Below are 19,354 nucleotides of genomic sequence, written 5' to 3'. Positions count from 1 at the left end.
AAGCATGTGCTTCCGGCCTTTTTTATGTGTCAGGGGCAGCTTCTTATTTGCTGGCCAATTCATTGAGTGCGCGGGCGATTTCAGCCCGGCGTCCAGAGTCAGCACGTGGCCGGTCCGGCCGATCCGGGGCATAAAGGGCCTTCTCGAAATAGGCGCGTGCTTCGTCATAGCGTTCCTGTTGGCGCAGGAAATCGCCGTAGAAGAAATTCGGGTCAATGCCGTTCGGGTTCAGCGCCAAGGCTTTCTTCAGGTTTTCCTCCGCCTTGGTGTCACTGCCAAAGGCCAGTGGCCATGGCGGGACCTGATAATAGAGCGAGCCGAGCGAGGTGTAAGCCGATCCATCCATCGCGGTTGGGGCGGTGGCAATCACGTTTTCAAACAGATCGCGCGCATCGCGGACCTTGCCAAGGGCGGAAATGCCCCGAACAATTCCGGCATCGGTTGATAGAATGATACCCTGCCAGATTTGCAGTTCCGGGCTGTCGGGGAATTGGGCACGGAGCTGTTCGCCTTCTGCTTCGAGCTTGTGGATCGCGTCAAGCTGGGCGTCTTCGTCGGCAATATCGTATTTGATGCGGGCCCATTCATGTTGAAGATGCGAAACGCCTTCCATCGCGGCTTCGCTGGATGTTTCGGCATGCAGTGCGGTGGGCAGGGTCAGGAAAAGAGCCGCTGCAACGGCAGGTGCGGCAATCATGTGTTTGAGTTTCATGCGATGTTCCTCCGTGCTTCGGCGCCGGATTGGGTGGTGTTGGTGATCAGGGCCGGTTTGGTGGCGACTTTGTCGCCCGCCAGAATTTCTTCACCGATCCGGGTGTTCTTGCGCAGGCCCTTGTCGATCATGGACGGCACAAGGGCATTGAGTGTTGCAAACAGGCGTTCGGGCCAGCCAAGGCGGAAGTCGGCGGCATCCAGTTCAATCGCATTGGCAATGCGCAGTGCGACATCGCGCGGGCGATCTTCGGTCGCCTTTGTCTTGCGGTTCAGTAGGCCAAGCTTGCCGCTGTTCATGCCGGTACTGACCGCACGTGGCGCGACATGGGTGACCGTGATTTCTGTGCCGCAAAGCTCACGGCGCAGTGCATCGCTATAGCCCTTAAGGCCAGATTTTGCCGCGGCATAGCCCGTCATGTGCGGAAGCGGGATCAATCCGACCATCGAGCCGATATTGACGATCTGCCCGTGGTTGCGTTGGCGCATAGCCGGAAGGACCGCCTGACACAGGCGCATCGGTACCAGAAGGTTGAGCGTTAAAAGCGCGTCGTAATCCTGATCTTCGGCATGGCCGAAATCATTGATCCCGGCGAGGTTGATCAGGATGTCGGGCGTTTCGTCGCGCAGCGCCTTGCAGGTGGTGTCGATCCGCTCCATCAGGTCGCCTTGCGATGCCCGGTCATAAGACCGGACATTTGCACCGCGTTCTTTCAGGATCCCGACAAGCGGTTTGCCGATCCCGCCGGTTGCCCCGGTGAGAAAGATGTCTTTTCCCTCAAGCAACATTTTTCCGTTGTCCTTCATGCGGGATCGCAGTGAACAGATTGGCAAACAGGCGGAAGGTGTTGTTGGCAACCTCGATGATTGCGGCCTGATCGTCGGGATCGGTGATCTGGTTGACGGTTTTTTCGAAGAATTTCATGTGCTCGATATCAAGCGAGCCGTGCGAGAACAGATAGCTGAACGCCGATTTCGGAAGATCAAGACCGGACATGACGGCATCTGCGCCCTGACTTGCGATCTGGGTCGAGGTGCTTTCGAGCATGAAGACCATGCCAAGGAAACCAACCGGGTTCTTGCGCGCGATATAGTCGTAATTATAGGCAACCATCACCTCGGTTTCGAGATTGGGCGTGGCATTGCGGGCGGCTTCGCGGTCACCACCGGCGGCCTCGATATCATTGAGGATCCATTCCTCGTGGCCTTCTTCTTCTTCGAGATATTCAATCACTGCCTTGTGCAGCCAGCGTTTGTCATCTGGCAGGCGTGATCCCATCGCCATCAGGAAGGGAACGGTGTGTTTGACGTGGTGATAGGCCTCGGTCAGGTAGGCGACATAGGTGCTGCGCGAAATCTGACCCGACAACCCGTCAACAAGCTGCGGGACGTGGTAAAGCGCGTGGCGGGCAACAGAAGTCTGGGCAACCAAACGATCATAGAAATTCATGGCGGGCTCCGATGTGTTTTGCGAGGAGACAAATTGTTTGAGGATCACGTCACGCTTGGGTCGACCATTTCCGGTCAGGCAGCCATTTTGCGCGGTGAAAGGGGCAGCAAGGGTGAAGTCTTTGATTTGGGCGTAGTCGGGAAGGCCGGCATTGGCGACTGCAATGGCGGCCTTGATGTCGGCATCCGGCCGGGTCGGGACGATCAGTGCTTCGAGATGCGGTTTGCCGTCGCCGAAAACGATGGCCTGATAGATCTCGGGGCGTGCCAGCAGGGCGGCCTCTGGCCACTCGGGGGAGATGTTGCGACCATTTGATGTGATCAGAACGTTCTTGCGCCGGCCCGTCACAGAAACAAAGCCGTCTTCGGAAATGCGACCCAGATCACCAGTGGCAAAACGGTCCGCGAGGGCAGGTGCTTTGTCGTCGGCAGTTGCGGTATCGCCAACATAGCCAAGGAAGCCGGCATTGCGGATCATGATTTCGTCATCACAGATTTCCGCCGTGACGTGCGGAAGCAGCGTTCCGGTCGTGCCCGGCTTGTCCTTGCCCGGCACATTCATCGACAGAACCGATGCACATTCCGACAGGCCGTAACCCTCATAAACCGGCAAGCCCATCTGGCGGGCCTGTGCGATCAGGGTCGGATCAATCCGCGAGCCGCCAACGGCAATGAAATCAAGCTTGGTCAGCGGGCCATATTGCATGACCTGTTTCATCAGGGAACGCAGCAGTTCCGGTACCAGAATGACCGAGGTCGCGTTTGCCCCCTTAAGCAAGCCATGCAAGTTTTCATATTGGGGTTCAAAGTTGTGAAGCGATGTCAGTTGAACCGTGCAACCAGCCAGAAGCCCGGCATACACCCCGGCAACGTTTTCAAGCAGAACAGCCAGCGGCAGGGCAGAGAAATGCGTGCTGGCAAAACCGTCACCCAGCATCTGATAGATCGAGCTTGCGACATTCATCATTGCTGACGCAGGCAGGCACACACCCTTGGGTGTGCCGGTGGTGCCCGAGGTGAAGGTGATCTTTGCGGTTTTTGGCGGAATGGTCGCAGATCGGGCAAGGCCGGTTGACACCATGCCGTTTGGCGTGATCATGTGCGTGATGCCAGCCGAAACGGTGGCGTGGTCGATCTGTGATTTTGTAAAAAATGGCGGGATCGGTACACAGACGGTTTCCGATTTAAGCGCCGCCAGATCCCAAAGCACCCAGTCGATTTCATTATCAAGGGCGATGCCAAGAACATCCACATCGGCAAGTTCACGGGCGAGGGCATCAATGCGATGGAGCAGGTCGCCATAGCTGATCTGATCGACTTCGCTGCGAAGGGCGGTTTTATCGGCCGGGTGTTGGCCAATGCGTGAAAACAGCATGATCAGACCTCGCCGTTATGTTGGAACTGGGGATACAGGCGCGGGCGCATATGGTGGTATTCCGCGCCGAAGCGGGATTGCAGGCGCAGATAGCCCAGCGTGACAGAACCCGACAAAACATGCGGGCGGGTGTCGTAATACCGGCCCCAATGGGTGTTGCCGCATTCAAGCAATGCCGGATCGGCCAGTGCATGGCGGATTGGCTCCAGCCCCATCTTGCGCAGGCGCTTTTCAAGTGTGTCGGTGCCGGTCACGACCGCCTGCTTGAAGCCGCCATGGTGCAGATAGGCCGAAAGGGCGGTGAACAGGAAGGACGACGCGCCGGATCCGTTGGATGCCAGATTACCGATTTCTGCGATCTGATGACGCGGGATGCCCAGAAGGGAATTGATCGGACGACGCAGATATTGCTCAAGAAACAGCGGGCCATGCCCGGCAGAGCGAAAGCCAAGGGCGGCGACAATGTCACCGTGATCATCACGCACACTCATCAGCGTGTCATAATAAACCGAAATGTCGGCGTCATAGGTGTGGGCATAGATGCTGGCGATGAAGTCTTCGACTTCTGCCCGTTCTCGCGCCGCGCCGGTCAGGATCGAAATCGCACAGGCATGCATGGGGACGCGGGATAGAAATCCGTTCTTCTGCAAACGAAGTCTGGCCGAGGGATTGCCGTTTTCGTTGTAATTGAGCTGAAGCATTCAAAGGACGCCTTTTCATACGTGAATAACGCATTCTGGCGTCGCAACCTGACAGCAAGCTGAAGAATTCTAAATCGCTGGAAATCCCCGGTTATGGCGGGGATCAGGAGGATTTGGACGGGGAGCCTTGGGTCATCTCCACCCGGATCGGCGCATCGCTGCTGCGCAGGTGCAGATCGCGTTGCGGGAAGGGGATTTCGATATTGTTTTCAATGAAGGCATCCCAAACGTTGAGCAATACTTCGCTGATGATATTGCCGCGGCCGTTTTGTGGATCGTTGATCCAGAAGCGGATTTCGAGATCAACCGAGTTGTCGCCAAACCCACGCATCAAAGTGTTGGGGCCAGGATTATCCTGCACCCGCGCGCATTTCGCCGCAGCCTCATTGCAGAGTTTGATCGCAAGATGCGGGTCGCAATTATATGAAATTCCGACTGGTACTTTCAGGCGCAGCTTGACGTCCGAGTGGCTCCAGTTTTCGACCTGATTGGTGATCAGGTCTTCATTGGGGATCAGAAATTCGGTGCCGTCGCGGGTGCGGACGGCCGTATAGCGCGCGCCAAGGGATTGTATCCAGCCGAACGTCTCGCCAATGGCAATCACATCGCCCGGCTTGATAGAACGATCCAGTAGCAGGATCACACCACTGATCAGATTGGCAAAAATACGTTGCAGACCGAAGCCGATCCCGACACCAACCGCACCACCAAAGACGGCCAGGGCGGTCAGATCAACGCCCATCGTCGAAAGGGCAAATAGAACCGCAACCGACAGCAATACAAGTTTCAGAAGTTTTGCCATCAGCACCTGAACTGATGGGGTCAGGTGGTGAACTTTGCGGATACGCTGTTCAAACAGGCGCGAGGCAAAGGACGCTACCCAAAGCAATACCGCAAGCGACAGAACAGCTTTGATGACGCCATAGACTGAAATGCGGAATTCACCGACTTCAATGGCCAAGCCTTCAAGAATTTCAATGCTTGGATCCAGCCAGCCAACGATATTAAGGGCGGCCAACGTCCAGGCCACCGTGGCAATCGTGCGCGACCAGACCGGATCATTGACGATGGCTGCCGCCAGACGAATAACAATCCAGGCATTTAGAAGACTTGCCACCAACCGGATGACGTTATGGCGATAGCCCGCCTGAATGGCGATGGCATCAAGCAGCCAGATGGTGACGACAAAGATCAGCGGAAAGGCGAGGTCAGGCAGAACCTGCGCAAAGCGGCGGAAACCGGCATAGGGCAGAAGCGGCTTCCAGTCCTGTAGTTTCGAGAGCAGGGATGCCAGCCGACCACGCAGCAAGAAAGCAGGGATGATGGCAAGGATACAGGCGGCAATCTGGATCAGGATCGGCACCAGCAGGACATTTGCAGACAGCCAGGCGATCGCCTGTTCAAGCCATTGCAGATAGATGTCCGGATTGCTGAGCTGTTCCATATGGTCCCTGATAAGCGGTTTCGATCTTTGCGACAAAGCCCGTTAAAACAATATGGTAACACGAAATGCGATTAACAGGCACAGTCTGAACGCAAGTTCAGGACACGCAATGCGGAGCGCAAGAAAAAAGCCGGCATATGCCGGCTTTTGCGGGGGCGGTTAGCGTGCCTTGTAGGGGTGCTTTTCAGACCAGTCCTTGATGAACTCGATCAATTCTTCATCGCGTTCTTCGGGCAGCTTGACTGTCAGGTGCACATACTGATCACCGCGTTTATTGCCCCGGTCATAGGGTGCACCCTTGCCACGCAGGCGCAGTTTGGTGCCACTATTGGCGTTGGCCGGCAGCTTCATATTGACCTTGCCATCGACAATCGGCACTTCGATCGAACCGCCGAGGATGGCTTCCGACAGGCTGATCGCCAGATCACAATGGATGTCGTTGCCCTGACGGCGGAACGTTTTGTCGGGATGAACATGTAGCTTGATCAGCGCGTCACCCGCTTCACCGCCATTCATGCCCGCCATGCCCTGGCCTTTCAGGCGCAGCGTCTGTTCGTTCTCGCTTCCGGGTGGAATGCGGACCTCAAGGCTTTTGCCACTGGCAAGGTTGATGCGTTTGGTCGTGCCCAGAATGGCCTCGGCAAAATCGAGGCTGAGCTCATAGGAGATGTTCGGGCCCTTGACCTTTTTGGGTTTGCGTTCCCCGCCAAAGCCACCGAAACCGCCGCCACCACCACGACCGCGTCCCTTGCCGAAAATCTCGTCAAAGATGTCTTCTGCATTGGCACCGGAAAAGCCGCCAAACGGATCACCGCCGCCAAAGCCGCCACCGGCATGACCGCCGCCGCCACGGGCAAACGGGCTGGTTTCGCGGCCATCGGCGTCGATTTCACCATTGTCGAACTTCTTGCGGCGTTCGGCATCGCCCAACAGATGATAGGCGCTTGATACCTTTTTGAAGCGTTCTTCGATTTTGGCATCGCCCGGATTCACATCGGGATGGAGTTCGCGCGCCAGTTTGCGATAGGCCTTTTTGATTTCGTCCTGACTGGCGGTTTTGGCGACGCCAAGAGTCTTGTAGGGATCCTGCATTTACTGACCGGTTCCAGAAACAATAAGCACGTAAGCTAGATTACACGTTGGGTTCATTATTAGATCATGCGGGGCAAAAGATGAACCATTTTGCCTCAGATGATCCGAAACAATGGGAAATGTCGGGTGAGAGGGTGTTTGGGCGCTGATCACCCGAACCAATGTGCAGATATGAAAAGGCGGCGCAGATCGCAAGGACCGCACCGCCTGTCATTTCAGGTTTTTAAAAGACGCTTAGTTCACGACTTTCCAGCTGCCATCCGGCTGACGGCATGCGGTGCCATAGGCGGTTTCTTCCTGGCCGCCAATCATGACCGTCTGCTGGTATTCGCGGCAATATTCCTGGGTCTTGGGTTCCTGATAGGTGCGGGTCGGGGTGACCGTACCCTGAACACCGGTATCCGGGTTCTGCCAAGTGGTGGTCTGACCTGTCGGGGTGGCTTCGAGCGTGCGCTGGGTATTTTGTGCCATGATGGCGCGGTCAGCATTATCAAGCGATTTGCCGACTTCGCTGCCGATGAAGGCACCTGCAAGCGTCCCAAGGGCAACACCGACCAGCTGGCCGCTGCCTTTACCGAACTGCGCACCTGCGACGGCGCCACCGACGGCACCCAAAAGCGTTCCGGCCGTTTGTTTCTGACCCTGATCCTGGGCACAGCCGGCGATGAAGGCGGTCATGATGACCGGAATAACGATATGACGGAATTTCATGTTTAATTTGCCCATATTGTCTTTACAGTCCCAACCGATATGCTTTGCATATATATACTGATCCAACGTTGTTGCTGCCACCGTAGTTCCGAAATAAATGATTTTCCCGGCAACAAAACCAATCAGCTAAAGGAATTCCTTTCGCAATGAACGAAAAAAATGCGCCAAAAATGGGGCATGAACCCCACGATGCCCCGTTCGAGATGTTCGAAACATGGTTTGCGGATGCCAAAAAGGCGGAAGCCGCCTATCCGGATGCGATGACGCTGGCAACGGCGGATGCGCAAGGCCGTCCGTCCGCCCGGATCGTGTTGCTCAAGGATTTCGATCCGAACGGTTTTGTGTTCTACACCAACTATGAAAGCCGCAAGGGCGACCAGTTGGCCGAGAACAGCTTTGCAGCGCTTTGCTTCCACTGGAAGACGCTTGAAAAATGCGTGCGCATCGAAGGCAAGGTTGCCAAGGTCGACGCCGCCGAGTCTGATGAATATTTCGCATCTCGCGCGCGGGGCAGCCAGTTGGGTGCCTGGGCGTCGATCCAGTCACGCCCGATGAGTGGCCGGTTTGATCTGGAAAAACGGGTTGCGGAATTCACTGCCAAGTTCGGTCTGGGCAAGGTGCCGCGCCCGGATCATTGGGGCGGGTTCCGCCTTGTCCCGGATCGTATTGAGTTCTGGGCAGAGGGCAAATTCCGCCTGCATGACCGCAAGCTGTTTACCCGCGATGACGCTGATAGCGGCTGGGACACCCAAAAGCTGTTTCCGTAAGGATAAGCTCGCAGCCGAAAAACAAAAACGCACAGGGCGGGAACCTTGTGCGTTTTTTTATCGGCCCTTGGTCGACTTTATCAGGCGACGGTCTCCGGCGGACAGAAGGTGTCCTGCAGGACCGCAATGATCTTCATGATGTCCGGATTGGCCAGTGAATAATAAATCGTTTGCGCATCGCGGCGTGTTTTTACAAGGCCTTCACGACGCAGGCGGGCAAGGTGCTGGGACAGGGCAGACTGTTTAATGCCCAGTTCGTTTTCCAGCGTGCCAACGGATTTTTCATTCTCGCCGAGCGAGCACAGAATCAGCAGGCGCCATTCATTGCCCAGCGTTTTGAGAAATTCTGCTGCTTCACGTGCATTGTCGTGCAGTGCGTTATAGTCCATCCGCGAGTAACCCCGTTCTTATCTCCGCACGTCAAGTGTAGGGTCAGGACCCATTAATTAGGTTTGAATGGTCGCTCAGATTTGTGCGGATACGCGAAGCAACACAGTAGAAAGATATCTATCTTTCAAGGTGTTGCGACAAAGTAGTCCGTGCAAATCTGAGCGATCCGAAGGACAGAGCTTAAATTTGCAAACTCCTGCGTCAAACACCTTAAGCGGGATACCAACCCGCTTTGCGGTATTTTCCTTGGATTTCACAAATTTAAGCTCTGCCATTCCAATCAAATTAATGGGCCCTGACCCTAGTGTGTCTTGTACGCCGGTTCCTACCCAAGAGAATAATAATCCCGATATCCAAAGCGCCATCGTAATCGCTGGCATTCATGTTACAATCATTTTATGCGCGGTTGATGGAGAAAAACCGAACCGCCACCGACAAAATATAAGAATAATAATAACTTTCGCAAATTTTTGATCTTGAACAAAGAATGTCGAGGCAAAAGATCTCAAGCTGCATGGGTATGTGGTCATTAGCAGACCAAATTTCGAGCAGGTTCAATAACCTGTTGGACAGTCGGGAGTAATTAAAATGGCAATTCGCACAATTCTGGCCCCGGTAGCAGGCACAGCGATCGATGAACGGGTGATGGCAACAGCTTTCAAGCTGGCCAAAACGTTTGATGCTCATCTCGAAGCGCTGTTTGTCGCCGCCGAACCGCAAGACGCCATCCCGATTGTCGGCGAAGGCATGTCGGGCCTGATCATCGAGGAAATGATCCAGGCCGCGGCAAAGGAAACCGAAAAGCGCGAAGCAAGTGGCAAGGTCACCTATCAGGCGGCGGTCAAGGATTCCGGTGTTGAAGAAACCAACACGCCAACATCGGTTGCCAAGCCGACCTGCACCTGGCGCAAGGATAGTGGCCGCGAAGACGAAACGGTGGCGCGCCGCGGGCGCCTGTTTGATCTTGTCGTGATCGGCCGTGACCCCAAAGAAGCATCTGCGTCGTTGACCTTTGACGCCGCACTGATGGAAACCGGGCGTCCGATCCTTGTGGCCCCGGAACGTGCACCGGCAACAATCGGCGAGAAAGTCATGATTGCCTGGAATGGCGGGATCGAAGCTGCGCGTGCGGTAACCTCGGCCATGCCGATGCTGCGCAATGCCAAGGAAGTCACGATCGTTAGTGTCGGTGAAGTTCCCTATGGCCGCGCTTGTGCCAAGGCCCTGGCGGAACAATTCAGTTGGCATGGAGTCGAAGCGGCTGTTGTTGAATGCCCGGAAGCCGGACAGGTTTCTAATACCTTGATTTCCGAGGCGGAAAAATGCGGTGCCGATACCATCGTTCTGGGTGCGTATAGCCATTCACGCTTCAAGGAAATGATCCTTGGCGGTGTGACGCAGGATATGCTGTCAAAATGCGCCTTGCCGTTATGGATAATGCACTAAGCCCTGTGGCTCAGCTAAGCTGCTGATTTCGCGAAATTATATTACCTATCTGATGGTATATTATTGAAAAGGCGCATTTTCATGCGCCTTTTTCTTGTTGCACTCGCGAACAAATCGCGAGAGGGTTACAGAAATAAGAAAGTGACGAAACCCCGATTAACGAGGCGTTTCGCATAGTGGAAAAGAAACGTCTGGCAGGGGAAGTCCCATGTTGTCTTTACGCGATATCATTGATTTCGCTTCCATGTCCGAAGATCTCGCTCAGGAACTCAACAATCCGAATGTTGGCCTGCCCGATCTTGGCGCGGTGGTTGCCGGTCAAACCGGTCTTGGTGGTGCATTGCGTGCTTGCGCTGCAACACCGTGTGCCGCAAACGACGTCGAAAGCGAATAAGACCAAACAGGCCAAAGCACGTTTGGCTGGCCTGCTTGGCGCATCTCATTTTGAAAACATATCAATCTGGTTTGTCGCCGGATCAGGTTTGGTCTTTGCGTTTTCTGCCGGTTCTTCCTGCCAGGACAGAACGTGATCGGGCAGCGGGCCCAGCATGTATCCCAGATCGTTGAAATCCGTCGTTGGATCAAGCCAATCCGTCAGGTGATTGGGGCCGATGACGGCCGGCATCCTGTTGTGAATATGGGCAATCGCGCCCGATGGAGCACAGGTAATGATGGTTGCCTCACGCCCGTTTTCGAGGCCGGCAAACAGAAACGGTTGATGATCGGGCAGGGTGATACGGTTCTTGTGCTTTGCGGTGCCATCCTTGCGCCATTCATACCAGCCATTGGCCGGGATCAGGCAGCGGCGGTTCAAAAGCGGACGAAAGGTCGGCTTTTCGGTTAGTGTCTCTGCACGCGCATTGATCATCGGGCTGTTAAGCCCCGGCACGCTAAGCCCCCAATAACGAATTCCGGCCTTGCGGTGGGGCAGGATGACGGCAATCGGATCGGTCGGGCGGCGTGTGCCGGTCAGGCTGTCGAAGGCGGCTTCTTCATCCTCGTCGCCGTTTTGGGCCTCGTTGATCCCGTCTGGCAGCGGCATGCGAATGATGTCTTCCATTTCCAGCCCAAGCTGGACCTGAAAGGCCCGGATATCACTGTTCAGATCAAAGCGGCTGCACATGTTTTTGCCTATTATAAACGCGGTAAAAACATAGCCTGTTTCGAACACCTTGCCAAATGTCGGTAACGCCGACTATATCGCGGTGATGATTGCAGAAAAATCATCCAGGGCCGGGCTTTTCCTTCGATGGCGAAGGCCTTGGATGCTATAAGAAAGTCCGCAAAATTCTGTTTGCGCGCGCATTTCGTGAAGTGAGTAGACCCAATGACCAGCAACGCCCCGAAAACAGTCGTCCTGACAGGTGCCAGCCGTGGCATCGGTCATGTCACGGTCGGATATTTCGCCAGACGTGGCTGGCGGGTGATTTGCTGTTCACGTGAAGCGCCGCCGCCAAGCTGTCCGCGCGATCCGGCACAGGGCATCCATATCCGTGCCGACCTTTCCAAACCGGCAGAAGTCGAAGCCTTCATTGCCGAGGCAAATGAAGTTCTGGGCGATGATCCGTTGCATGCGTTGGTCAATAATGCCGGTGTATCGCCAAAAACGCCCTACAAGGAACGGCTTGGCAGCTTGAATGGGGACATTGCCGCTTGGCGCGATGTGTTTGAGCTGAACTTCTTTACCCCGCTCACGCTGTCGCGTGGGTTCGCATCCGCCCTGCATCGGGGCAAAGGGGCGATTTGCAACATTACCTCGATCGCCGGCCACTATGTCCATCCGTTTGCCGGATCGGCCTATTCGACATCAAAGGCCGCCCTTTCGGGGCTGACCCGTGAAATGGCTGTCGAGTTTGCCGAACTGGGTGTGCGGGTTAATGCCGTCGCACCCGGCGAGATCAAAACCGACATGATCTCCCCGGAATATGAGGCGCTTGTACCACGCATTCCAATGAACCGCATGGGTACGCCCGAAGACGTGGCGGCCGCAGTACATTATCTGGTCGGCGATGACAGTACTTATGTTACTGGCACGGAGATCTTTGTTACAGGCGGGCAGCATCTTTATTGATCGGAAAGATCGGGCTGACGTGCGAGAAGCCGTGCGGCTTCAATCGTTGTTTTCCGGCGCGATATAAAAGGCCGGGTCGTATTCGACCTGACCGTGCGGGATTTCATCAACCAATGGGCGTGCCATGAAATATTCATCGGGCACGCCTTCAAGTTTCAGATCGGGCAGGGGCGCAAAGCCGAACCGGCCGTAATAATCAGGCTCGCCCAGAACGACGCAGCCATGGGCGTCGTCGGCGCGCAAATGGCGGATGCCGCTTTGGATCAGTTCTGAACCAATGCCCATGCCTTGGCGGTCGGGCGTGACCGCAACCGGGCCCAGGCCAAACCAGCCACAGGCTTTGCCGTTGATTTTGACCGGTGAAAACGCGACGCAGCCGACAATCTCGCCGTCCTGTTCCGCGATCAGGGAAAGGGTAAGTTGACCACTTTTTCTGAGCGCATCAACGATCAGATGTTCGGTCTGCTGGCTGTGCGGGGCGGTTGCAAAGGCCCCATTCAGCAACGCGTGAATTGCCGCAATGTCGTTTTCGGTTTCTTCGCGTATCAACATTTTCCGTCCCTGCCTGTGACGTTGGACCTGCTTCCTGCTGGTCATCTGCCACGACTATAACGGGAAATGCGTAAGGGTCCAAACTCATTCACATGACCGACCCGGCAATTGATATGAGAGAAAAAGCTAGGAAAAGGCCGCAGACCGGGGTGATCCCCGGTCAAGGGATTTGACGCAGAGGCTTTCTCTCATAGCAGTTGTCCTTCGGATCTCCCGGATTTGCACGGGCTATATTGTCGCAAAATCTTGAAAGATGTAGATCTTCCTGCGATTTAGCTCCGCATATCCGCACAAATCCGGGAGACCGGGCCGATTATGTGAATGAGTTTTGACCCTAGGCCAAAAGGCTTTTGAGCCAGTCGCGCTTTTGCTCGAGCCGTTTGACTTCCATTTCAAGCCAGCCGGTGAAGTTTTCGGCCTCGTTTGAGTGTTCTTCACGGAGTGCCAGAACACGTTCAAGATCAAGTTCGCAGACGTCTTGCAGAATTTCGATCTGTTCGGTGCGGATGTCGTCATCAAGCAGATGCAGGAACCGCATCTTGAGCGCCATGATCAGACGCGAAAGCTCGCCCGATGTATCGCGCAGATTGCCTTGCATCAGTTCAATGAACTTCTCATGCCCGGCATCGGTCAGGCTAAGTTGTGCATCAGAGAACGCGCCGCTTGCGGTGTCTTCCTTGACCAGTCCTTCGAGCTTGAGGAGCTGAAGCGAGCTTCCCATCATATCAAGTGATGGCCCCATGATGTGGGACATGAAATGACGTACCGAATTGGCCAGATCGCCATAGCTGATCGGCTTGTCGGAAAGGGCAAGGGTGCCAAGCGCACAAAGGCGGAGACATTCTTTGGGAAGCAAGGTTCTATCCGAATACATAGGCGGTCCCTGTTTGATCACAGGCCCGACGTTAACGCGAACGGTTCTTAATTGCAAATGTTTATCGATACCGGCCAAAACCGGAAAGACAGCCTCAATATAGAACGCAGCCCGCCGAAAGCAAATGTCGGAACATCATTGCCTTCGGATACGGGCGATTACGCTATGCAGATCAGCAAAAAGGCCGGGGCATTTGCCACCGGCCTTTAAAATTTTTGTCTGGCACGAATACCTTAGGCGACCTTGGAAATGCCAAGCTGGCTCCAGACCGTGAGCAGCGAGTCGATCAGGTGATCAACCAGTTCATCATTGTGGAGTGGACCCGGGGTAAAGCGCAGGCGCTCCGTCCCGCGCGGAACAGTCGGGTAGTTGATCGGCTGGACGTAGATGTCATGTTCGAACAGCAGGCGGTCGCTGGCTTCCTTGCACATCGCCGGATCGCCGACCATCAGCGGCACGATATGGCTTGGCGCATCCATGACCGGAAGGTCGGCCGCGCGCATGCGGGCTCGCAGGGTGTCGGCGCGTTCCTTTTGCGCAATGCGTTCGACATTGCTTTCCTTCAGATGGCGGACAGAGGCCAGTGCACCGGCCGCAATGCTTGGCGGGTGAGAGCTGGTAAAGATGAAGCCGTTACCGAAGCTGCGCACGAAATCGACGATTTCCGGTTTGGCGGCAATGTAGCCACCAATCACACCGAATGCCTTGGCAAGGGTGCCCTGGATGATGTCAACCCGGTCCATGACGCCGTCGCGTTCGGCAACACCGCCGCCGCGCGGACCATACATGCCAACGGCGTGGACTTCGTCGAGATAGGAAATGGCGTTGTATTTTTCGCACAGATCAAGGATCTGACCGATCGGAGCGATGTCGCCATCCATCGAATAGACAGACTCGAACGCGACGATCTTTGCGCGCTGTGGGCCGAGATCCTTGAGGATTTCTTCAAGATGGGCGATGTCGTTATGTTTCCAGATGCGGCGCTCTGCCTTGGAATGGCGCATGCCTTCGATCATGGAATTGTGATTTTCGGAGTCGGAAATGATCACGCAATCGGGGAGTTTTGATCCCAGGGTCGACAGCGTCGTCCAGTTTGCGACATAGCCCGACGTCATCAGAAGGGCGGCTTCCTTGCCGTGCAGGTCGGCGAGTTCACGCTCAAGCGCGACATGCAGATGGTTGGAGCCCGAAATATTGCGTGTGCCACCAGCACCGCCACCCTGACCTGTGATGGCGCTTTGCATGGCATCAAGCACCTTGGGGTGTTGGCCCATGCCGAGATAATCGTTGGAGCACCACACAGTGATTTCACGCGGGGCTTCGCCATTATCGGGGTGATAGAGCGCTTTGGGGAATTTTCCGACAATACGTTCGAGATTGGCGAATACACGATACCGGCCTTCAGCTTTGAGGCCAGCCAACGCATCTTTGAAGAAGGTGTTGTAATTCATACTTGTTTCTTTCGCCTGTCTCTTTGCAGTGTCACGCGCTTTGCAGTCGGTCGTGGCATCACAAAGCTCTGGTCTCGTCCAGATCAGCGATCTGCTGCTGGACATATCCTCCGGCCTGACCGGGTCTTTATCGTTCCCTTATCAGCCATGCTGGCGGATATGGCATTGACCCTTGTCAAAAGTTAAAGCGATTCCAGTCTTCTTTGGAACCATCAGATCAGAGAAGGCGATCCATCTCTCTTTTGTCGATCTCTTTTCGGAGCATGCTCCGTTTTGCGGTAAGAACCAATTTGGCCTTATTGGTTTCATTTGGCAAGGATTCGAACGACTTTTGCGCCACAATTAAATCGTTCTCATCCATCGGAAAAAACAATCATGACAGAAATTACATATGATTTTCAATATGTATTGATGCTGTTGATCACATAAATTCAATGCCAGGTTTTGGAATTGATGGCCGCACGGCAAGCGCTTCGTCGGGGTTGTTATGTGTGCCGTTGTAACTAAATTGCTGATTAACAACAAAAAAACCGGCTGGGAGTTCCAGCCGGTTTTGCAGATTTGAAGTCTTTGTTTTTTAGTGCGACATCAGGACCGGGACGGTCATGTGGCGCAGCAGGTGCTGGGTAACACCGCCAAGCATCAGTTCGCGCAGGCGCGGGCGGCCATAGGCGCCGCAGACCATCAGATCGATACTTTCGTCAGCTGCACGCGACAGCAGAAGATCGCCGACACCGATGCCAGAGGCATTCATGGTTTCTTTCTTGGCATTCACGCCGTGGCATTTCAGGCGTTCGCCGATATCAACACCCGGGACCGGCATGGTATCACGCGCACCCTTATTCGGGTCGGCACACAGAACCATCACGGATTTCGCGGCCTCGAGGAACGGCATGCTGTCATTCATCGCACGCACGGCTTCACGATAAGGCTTCCAGGCAACCATGACGCGTTCGCCAATGCTATCGAACTTGCCGACATACGGCACAAGCAGAACCGGCGCGCCAGCCGTCAGGATGACTTTGTCAGGCATTTCCGAGACAGAGCACGGATCGGAGCTTTCCGGATCGTGCTGACCCAGAACCGTCAGGTCATGATGGCGGGCATACATTGCAGTGGTATCGGCAATTTCCGATGCCGGGCAGGAGGTTTCCTGCCAGCTGAACGCCACACCGGCAGCATTGCAGGTTTCTTCAAACTGGGTGCGGGCCGCCTTTGCGGTTTCGGCCATCGCAGCGCGCTGCTGGTTGATGATTTCCTCGGTGATCTGGACTTCCATGAAGCGCGGAATTTCAGGATAAGGCAGCAGGAAAAGACCGGTAAGGTGCGCGTCCTGCGCCTTGGCAACTTTCAACGCCACATTAAGGCGTTCCTTGCAGGCAGCTGAGGTGTCGATATGGACAAGAATATCCCGATACATAATCCGATCTCCATTCGGTAGGGGGCATGGCGCAGACCCGAAATGTTTCAAATCGCTCCGGACCTTAGCGTCATGGGCAAACATATCGTCGTCGCGGGATGGTTTCTTTGCTCTATCTCAAATTAAATTATTCCAAGTTGTATTTTCGCGCTAACGCTCAGCCATCGGCACCCGGTTCGGTCATCGGAATGGTTTTTTCCATGGTCGGGACATCGCCGCTGGCTGGATCCTGCATGGTCGGGGCGAGGGATGGCTGGTTTGCCATCGGGGCCGCTGGCGTTGTGGTCGGTGCTGGTGCTGCGGCTGGCGCCATCTGGGTGTTGCTATCCATTGCGGGCATCGCCGGATCGTCTGTCGGGATGTTGGTTGGCATTTGCATCGCATCACCCGACAGCATCGACAGCGTTTTATGGAGTTGCTGTGACAATGTGCTCCAATTGGTTTGAAGCGTTGTGCAAGCAGCTGCATCACCGGTCTGGCAACGTTGCGCCATGCGATCAAGAATACCAAGTGCGATGCGTGCTTCATGGACCTGCTTTTGGCGGATGTCATCAAGCGCCTTGCGATTGGGATCATCCATCATGACCAGATTGTCATTTTCCGGTGCGGATGCCGGCATCGCGGTCGCGGGGGCCGGGCGGGAGTTCTGGGACGGCGCCCCCCACGGGGTGACGATGGTATCGGAACTGTTTGAAATCGTGACCGGCTCTTCGACCGGCGCCATACAGCCCGACAAGGCAATCCCCATCGCAATTGCGGGCAGGCATTTGGCAATCGTGCGCATCGACATGCGTTGCTCCTCCGACCGGTGGCGGGCCGCCGTGGTCACGTCAGTTTGTTGTCCCGAACTCTGTCACAGTTGCTGCTATGACTTTGCTTTTGCTTCTATTTAGGTTCTATGCCTCACATATTGAACCGAGTTGCCTGATCTGTCCAGAAAAGGCCCGATGACAATCGCCCATACGCAAAACGCCCACCGAGGACCGGCAGGCGTTTTGGAAAACTATCGCAGTCACAGGCCGCGTCGATGGGCCTTAGTCGTGCTTGCCGCCATTTGCTTTCGACCAGCCGATCGGATCGTTCAGGAAGGAACGCACACCTTCGATGGCATCCTTGCTGAAATATTCGCCTTCCTCGGCAACAGCGAGGACATCGGCCCAGGTCGCAAGGTAATGCATTTCGATGTCGTCCTTGCGCAGCTCGTCAAGCGCGCCTTCGAAGATGTCATAGAAGAAGACGACAAAGGCGTGTTTGCATTCGGCACCGGCCTCGCGGATGGCATTGACGAAATTGACCTTCGATGCGCCGTCGGTTGCAAGGTCTTCGACCAGAAGAACGCGCTGGCCTTCATGGATGTCGCCTTCGATGCGGGCCTTGCGGCCAAAGCCCTTGGGCTTCTTGCGGACATACTGCATCGGCAGATCAAGTGCATCGGCAAGCCACGCGGAATAGGGAATGCCTGCGGTTTCGCCACCGGCGACTGCGTCAAACGCCTCGTAGCCAGCCGCATCAGATACCTGACGGGCGGCGAGTTCGATGACCTTGCGGCGCGCACGCGGGAAGGAAATCAGTTTGCGGCAATCGATATAAACCGGGCTGGCCCAGCCGGATGTCAGGATATAGGCCTCTTCCGGGCGGAAATTCACAGCCCCGATATCGAGCAAAATCTTGGCGACGGTCTTGGCAGCATAGGTGCAATGCGCGGTCGGTTTTTCAGTGGTCATGGCGGCTGTACCTTTTCCGGATCGAATATTTGCCGACGTCTTAGCGCTTTTGGCCGAAAAGCGCAAAGAAAAGCCGCTGACCATTTGGTCAGGAAGCGCAAGAAACATCGGCTTTGCGAACAGCTATGGAAATCGGGACCCGAAATGCGGTTTAATCAGGCAAAAGTTTTCTGTCAGGACAGTCTGTTATGAGCCAACAAAGACGCCGCCGTCTGGTCATGGCCCGCCGCAAGGGGATTGGCCTTGTGCTGGTGATGGCGATTTCGATGATTGCCGGTATGACCGATGCCATCGGCCTTTTGATGGCCGGTGATTTCGTTTCCTTCATGTCGGGCAATACCACGCGCGCCGCCCTTGCCATCGGATATGGCGACTGGTCGACGGCAGCCATTCTGATTGGTGCTGTTGGCTTCTTTATTATTGGCAATGCGCTTGGCGTTGTGGTGGCCGGATGGTTTCGCAAACGTCTGGCCGGATTGCTGGGCGTGGTGGCGGTGTTGTTGTGCCTGGCGGCCATTTTGCCGATCGAGTTGCGCGGATCCCCGGCCTTCTTCCTGGTGGTTCTGTGCATGGGCATGATCAATGCCACGGTCGAACATATCGAAGGGCTTCCGATCGGGTTGACCTATGTGACCGGCGCATTGTCGCGCTTTGGCCGAGGGATCGGGCGTTGGTTGACGGGTGATCGTCGCAATGACTGGATCATCCAGATCGTGCCGTGGATCGGCATGATGGTGGGGGCGGTGTTTGGCGGGCTTCTGACCTTTGAAATTGGTCAGCAGGCGTTGTGGCTTGTGGCAGGGTGCACTTTTGTTGTCGCAGTCTTTGCCTTCCGGGTGCCCAATCGATTGCAGACCCGCTTTCGCGCGCCATCGGGCAGCCCTGCGCCACGTGCAGCCAAGGGTAAATAACAGAAGCCATTGGCAAAACCGTCTTTTGGGTTTATTCGGTATAGTTATACCGATTTAAGCTGTGCCCAAACAGCACGCCCTACAAGCGCCAAAAGCCCCAGAGGAAATGCCATGTCTGAGCAGACCGGACTGAATGTCACCCTTGATGATCGCGTTGCCACCATCTCCATCTGTCAGCCGGAACGTAAAAACGCCCTGACCAAACCGATGTGGGGGGAGTTGGCCAAGATCGTTCAAAGCCTGTCAGATGATCTTGAGCTGCGCT

20 protein-coding genes are annotated in these 19,354 nt (G+C 55.3%); 5 read left to right on the top strand and 15 right to left on the bottom strand.

Going from position 1 to position 19,354, the window contains the following annotated elements:
• Window positions 1-43: 43 nt before the first annotated feature.
• The 7 genes from CMO10_RS12605 to CMO10_RS12575 all read right to left on the bottom strand — a co-directional run bounded on the left by CMO10_RS12605 (window position 44) and on the right by CMO10_RS12575 (window position 7,483).
• The gene (locus CMO10_RS12605; RefSeq protein WP_297022665.1) at window positions 44-712 is read right to left on the bottom strand and encodes a tetratricopeptide repeat protein; all 669 of its coding nucleotides are present in this window, start codon (window positions 710-712) and stop codon (window positions 44-46) included.
• Window positions 709-1,500, bottom strand: a complete 792-nt coding sequence (locus CMO10_RS12600) for an SDR family NAD(P)-dependent oxidoreductase (protein WP_297022662.1) — start codon at window positions 1,498-1,500, stop codon at window positions 709-711. The genes CMO10_RS12605 and CMO10_RS12600 overlap by 4 nt, the downstream gene beginning before the upstream one ends.
• Window positions 1,490-3,535, bottom strand: coding sequence for an AMP-binding protein (locus CMO10_RS12595; protein ID WP_297022660.1), 2,046 nt, complete (start codon window positions 3,533-3,535; stop codon window positions 1,490-1,492). Before CMO10_RS12595 ends, CMO10_RS12600 begins: the two co-directional genes overlap by 11 nt.
• Window positions 3,536-3,537: 2 nt before the next feature.
• Window positions 3,538-4,236: a thermostable hemolysin gene (locus CMO10_RS12590; protein ID WP_297022658.1), complete on the bottom strand. Its 699-nt coding sequence runs from the start codon at window positions 4,234-4,236 to the stop codon at window positions 3,538-3,540.
• Window positions 4,237-4,339: 103 nt separating this feature from the next.
• Window positions 4,340-5,680 carry a mechanosensitive ion channel family protein gene (locus CMO10_RS12585; protein ID WP_297022655.1) on the bottom strand — a complete coding sequence of 447 codons (1,341 nt, stop codon included), beginning with the start codon at window positions 5,678-5,680 and terminating at the stop codon, window positions 4,340-4,342.
• A 159-nt stretch (window positions 5,681-5,839) separates the two neighbouring features.
• Window positions 5,840-6,772, bottom strand: coding sequence for a J domain-containing protein (locus CMO10_RS12580; protein WP_297022652.1), 933 nt, complete (start codon window positions 6,770-6,772; stop codon window positions 5,840-5,842).
• Window positions 6,773-7,006: 234 nt separating this feature from the next.
• Window positions 7,007-7,483 carry an RT0821/Lpp0805 family surface protein gene (locus tag CMO10_RS12575; RefSeq protein WP_044828961.1) on the bottom strand — a complete coding sequence of 159 codons (477 nt, stop codon included), beginning with the start codon at window positions 7,481-7,483 and terminating at the stop codon, window positions 7,007-7,009.
• 146 nt (window positions 7,484-7,629) lie between these two features.
• Between CMO10_RS12575 and pdxH the strand changes: the two genes are divergently transcribed.
• Window positions 7,630-8,250, top strand: a complete 621-nt coding sequence (gene pdxH, locus CMO10_RS12570; RefSeq protein WP_297022647.1) for a pyridoxamine 5'-phosphate oxidase — start codon at window positions 7,630-7,632, stop codon at window positions 8,248-8,250.
• Between the two features lie 80 nt (window positions 8,251-8,330).
• On the opposite strand, the gene CMO10_RS12565 is transcribed toward pdxH, so the two are convergent.
• Entirely contained in the window at window positions 8,331-8,639 is a 309-nt protein-coding gene (locus CMO10_RS12565; protein ID WP_044828521.1) for an ArsR/SmtB family transcription factor, read from the bottom strand.
• Between the two features lie 589 nt (window positions 8,640-9,228).
• Here CMO10_RS12565 and CMO10_RS12560 point away from each other — a divergent pair.
• Both CMO10_RS12560 and CMO10_RS12555 read left to right on the top strand, forming a co-directional pair.
• Entirely contained in the window at window positions 9,229-10,086 is an 858-nt protein-coding gene (locus CMO10_RS12560) for a universal stress protein (RefSeq protein WP_297022644.1), read from the top strand.
• A 208-nt stretch (window positions 10,087-10,294) separates the two neighbouring features.
• Window positions 10,295-10,480, top strand: coding sequence for a hypothetical protein (locus CMO10_RS12555; protein ID WP_044828523.1), 186 nt, complete (start codon window positions 10,295-10,297; stop codon window positions 10,478-10,480).
• A gap of 45 nt (window positions 10,481-10,525) precedes the next feature.
• On the opposite strand, the gene CMO10_RS12550 is transcribed toward CMO10_RS12555, so the two are convergent.
• Window positions 10,526-11,209: an SOS response-associated peptidase gene (locus CMO10_RS12550; RefSeq protein ID WP_297022640.1), complete on the bottom strand. Its 684-nt coding sequence runs from the start codon at window positions 11,207-11,209 to the stop codon at window positions 10,526-10,528.
• A 204-nt stretch (window positions 11,210-11,413) separates the two neighbouring features.
• Between CMO10_RS12550 and CMO10_RS12545 the strand changes: the two genes are divergently transcribed.
• Window positions 11,414-12,157 (top strand): SDR family NAD(P)-dependent oxidoreductase, encoded by a 744-nt coding sequence (locus CMO10_RS12545; RefSeq protein ID WP_044828525.1) that lies wholly within the window; start codon window positions 11,414-11,416, stop codon window positions 12,155-12,157.
• Window positions 12,158-12,196: 39 nt separating this feature from the next.
• Here CMO10_RS12545 and CMO10_RS12540 read toward each other — a convergent pair whose 3' ends face one another.
• The 6 genes from CMO10_RS12540 to CMO10_RS12515 all read right to left on the bottom strand — a co-directional run bounded on the left by CMO10_RS12540 (window position 12,197) and on the right by CMO10_RS12515 (window position 18,178).
• Window positions 12,197-12,709, bottom strand: coding sequence for a GNAT family N-acetyltransferase (locus CMO10_RS12540; RefSeq protein WP_297022633.1), 513 nt, complete (start codon window positions 12,707-12,709; stop codon window positions 12,197-12,199).
• Window positions 12,710-13,043: 334 nt separating this feature from the next.
• On the bottom strand, window positions 13,044-13,583 hold the full coding sequence (locus tag CMO10_RS12535) for a hypothetical protein (protein WP_044828527.1): 540 nt from the start codon (window positions 13,581-13,583) through the stop codon (window positions 13,044-13,046).
• A 233-nt stretch (window positions 13,584-13,816) separates the two neighbouring features.
• The gene (gene hemA / locus CMO10_RS12530) at window positions 13,817-15,034 is read right to left on the bottom strand and encodes a 5-aminolevulinate synthase (RefSeq protein WP_044828962.1); all 1,218 of its coding nucleotides are present in this window, start codon (window positions 15,032-15,034) and stop codon (window positions 13,817-13,819) included.
• Window positions 15,035-15,611: 577 nt separating this feature from the next.
• Window positions 15,612-16,454, bottom strand: a complete 843-nt coding sequence (locus CMO10_RS12525; protein ID WP_052657571.1) for a universal stress protein — start codon at window positions 16,452-16,454, stop codon at window positions 15,612-15,614.
• A gap of 157 nt (window positions 16,455-16,611) precedes the next feature.
• The gene (locus CMO10_RS12520) at window positions 16,612-17,244 is read right to left on the bottom strand and encodes a hypothetical protein (protein WP_297022623.1); all 633 of its coding nucleotides are present in this window, start codon (window positions 17,242-17,244) and stop codon (window positions 16,612-16,614) included.
• A 244-nt stretch (window positions 17,245-17,488) separates the two neighbouring features.
• Window positions 17,489-18,178, bottom strand: coding sequence for an orotate phosphoribosyltransferase (locus tag CMO10_RS12515; protein ID WP_044828964.1), 690 nt, complete (start codon window positions 18,176-18,178; stop codon window positions 17,489-17,491).
• A 188-nt stretch (window positions 18,179-18,366) separates the two neighbouring features.
• On the opposite strand from CMO10_RS12515, the gene CMO10_RS12510 reads away from it, so the two are divergent.
• A complete protein-coding gene (locus CMO10_RS12510; protein WP_297022621.1) occupies window positions 18,367-19,089 on the top strand; it encodes a YoaK family protein in 723 nt (240 codons plus the stop codon).
• Window positions 19,090-19,354: the final 265 nt, after the last annotated feature.

The sequence above is a fragment of the Thalassospira sp. genome, assembly GCF_002709775.1.
Lineage (GTDB): Bacteria > Pseudomonadota > Alphaproteobacteria > Rhodospirillales > Thalassospiraceae > Thalassospira.
Note: the sequence above shows the minus strand (reverse complement) of the source record. Positions and strands in the feature narration are given on the sequence as shown.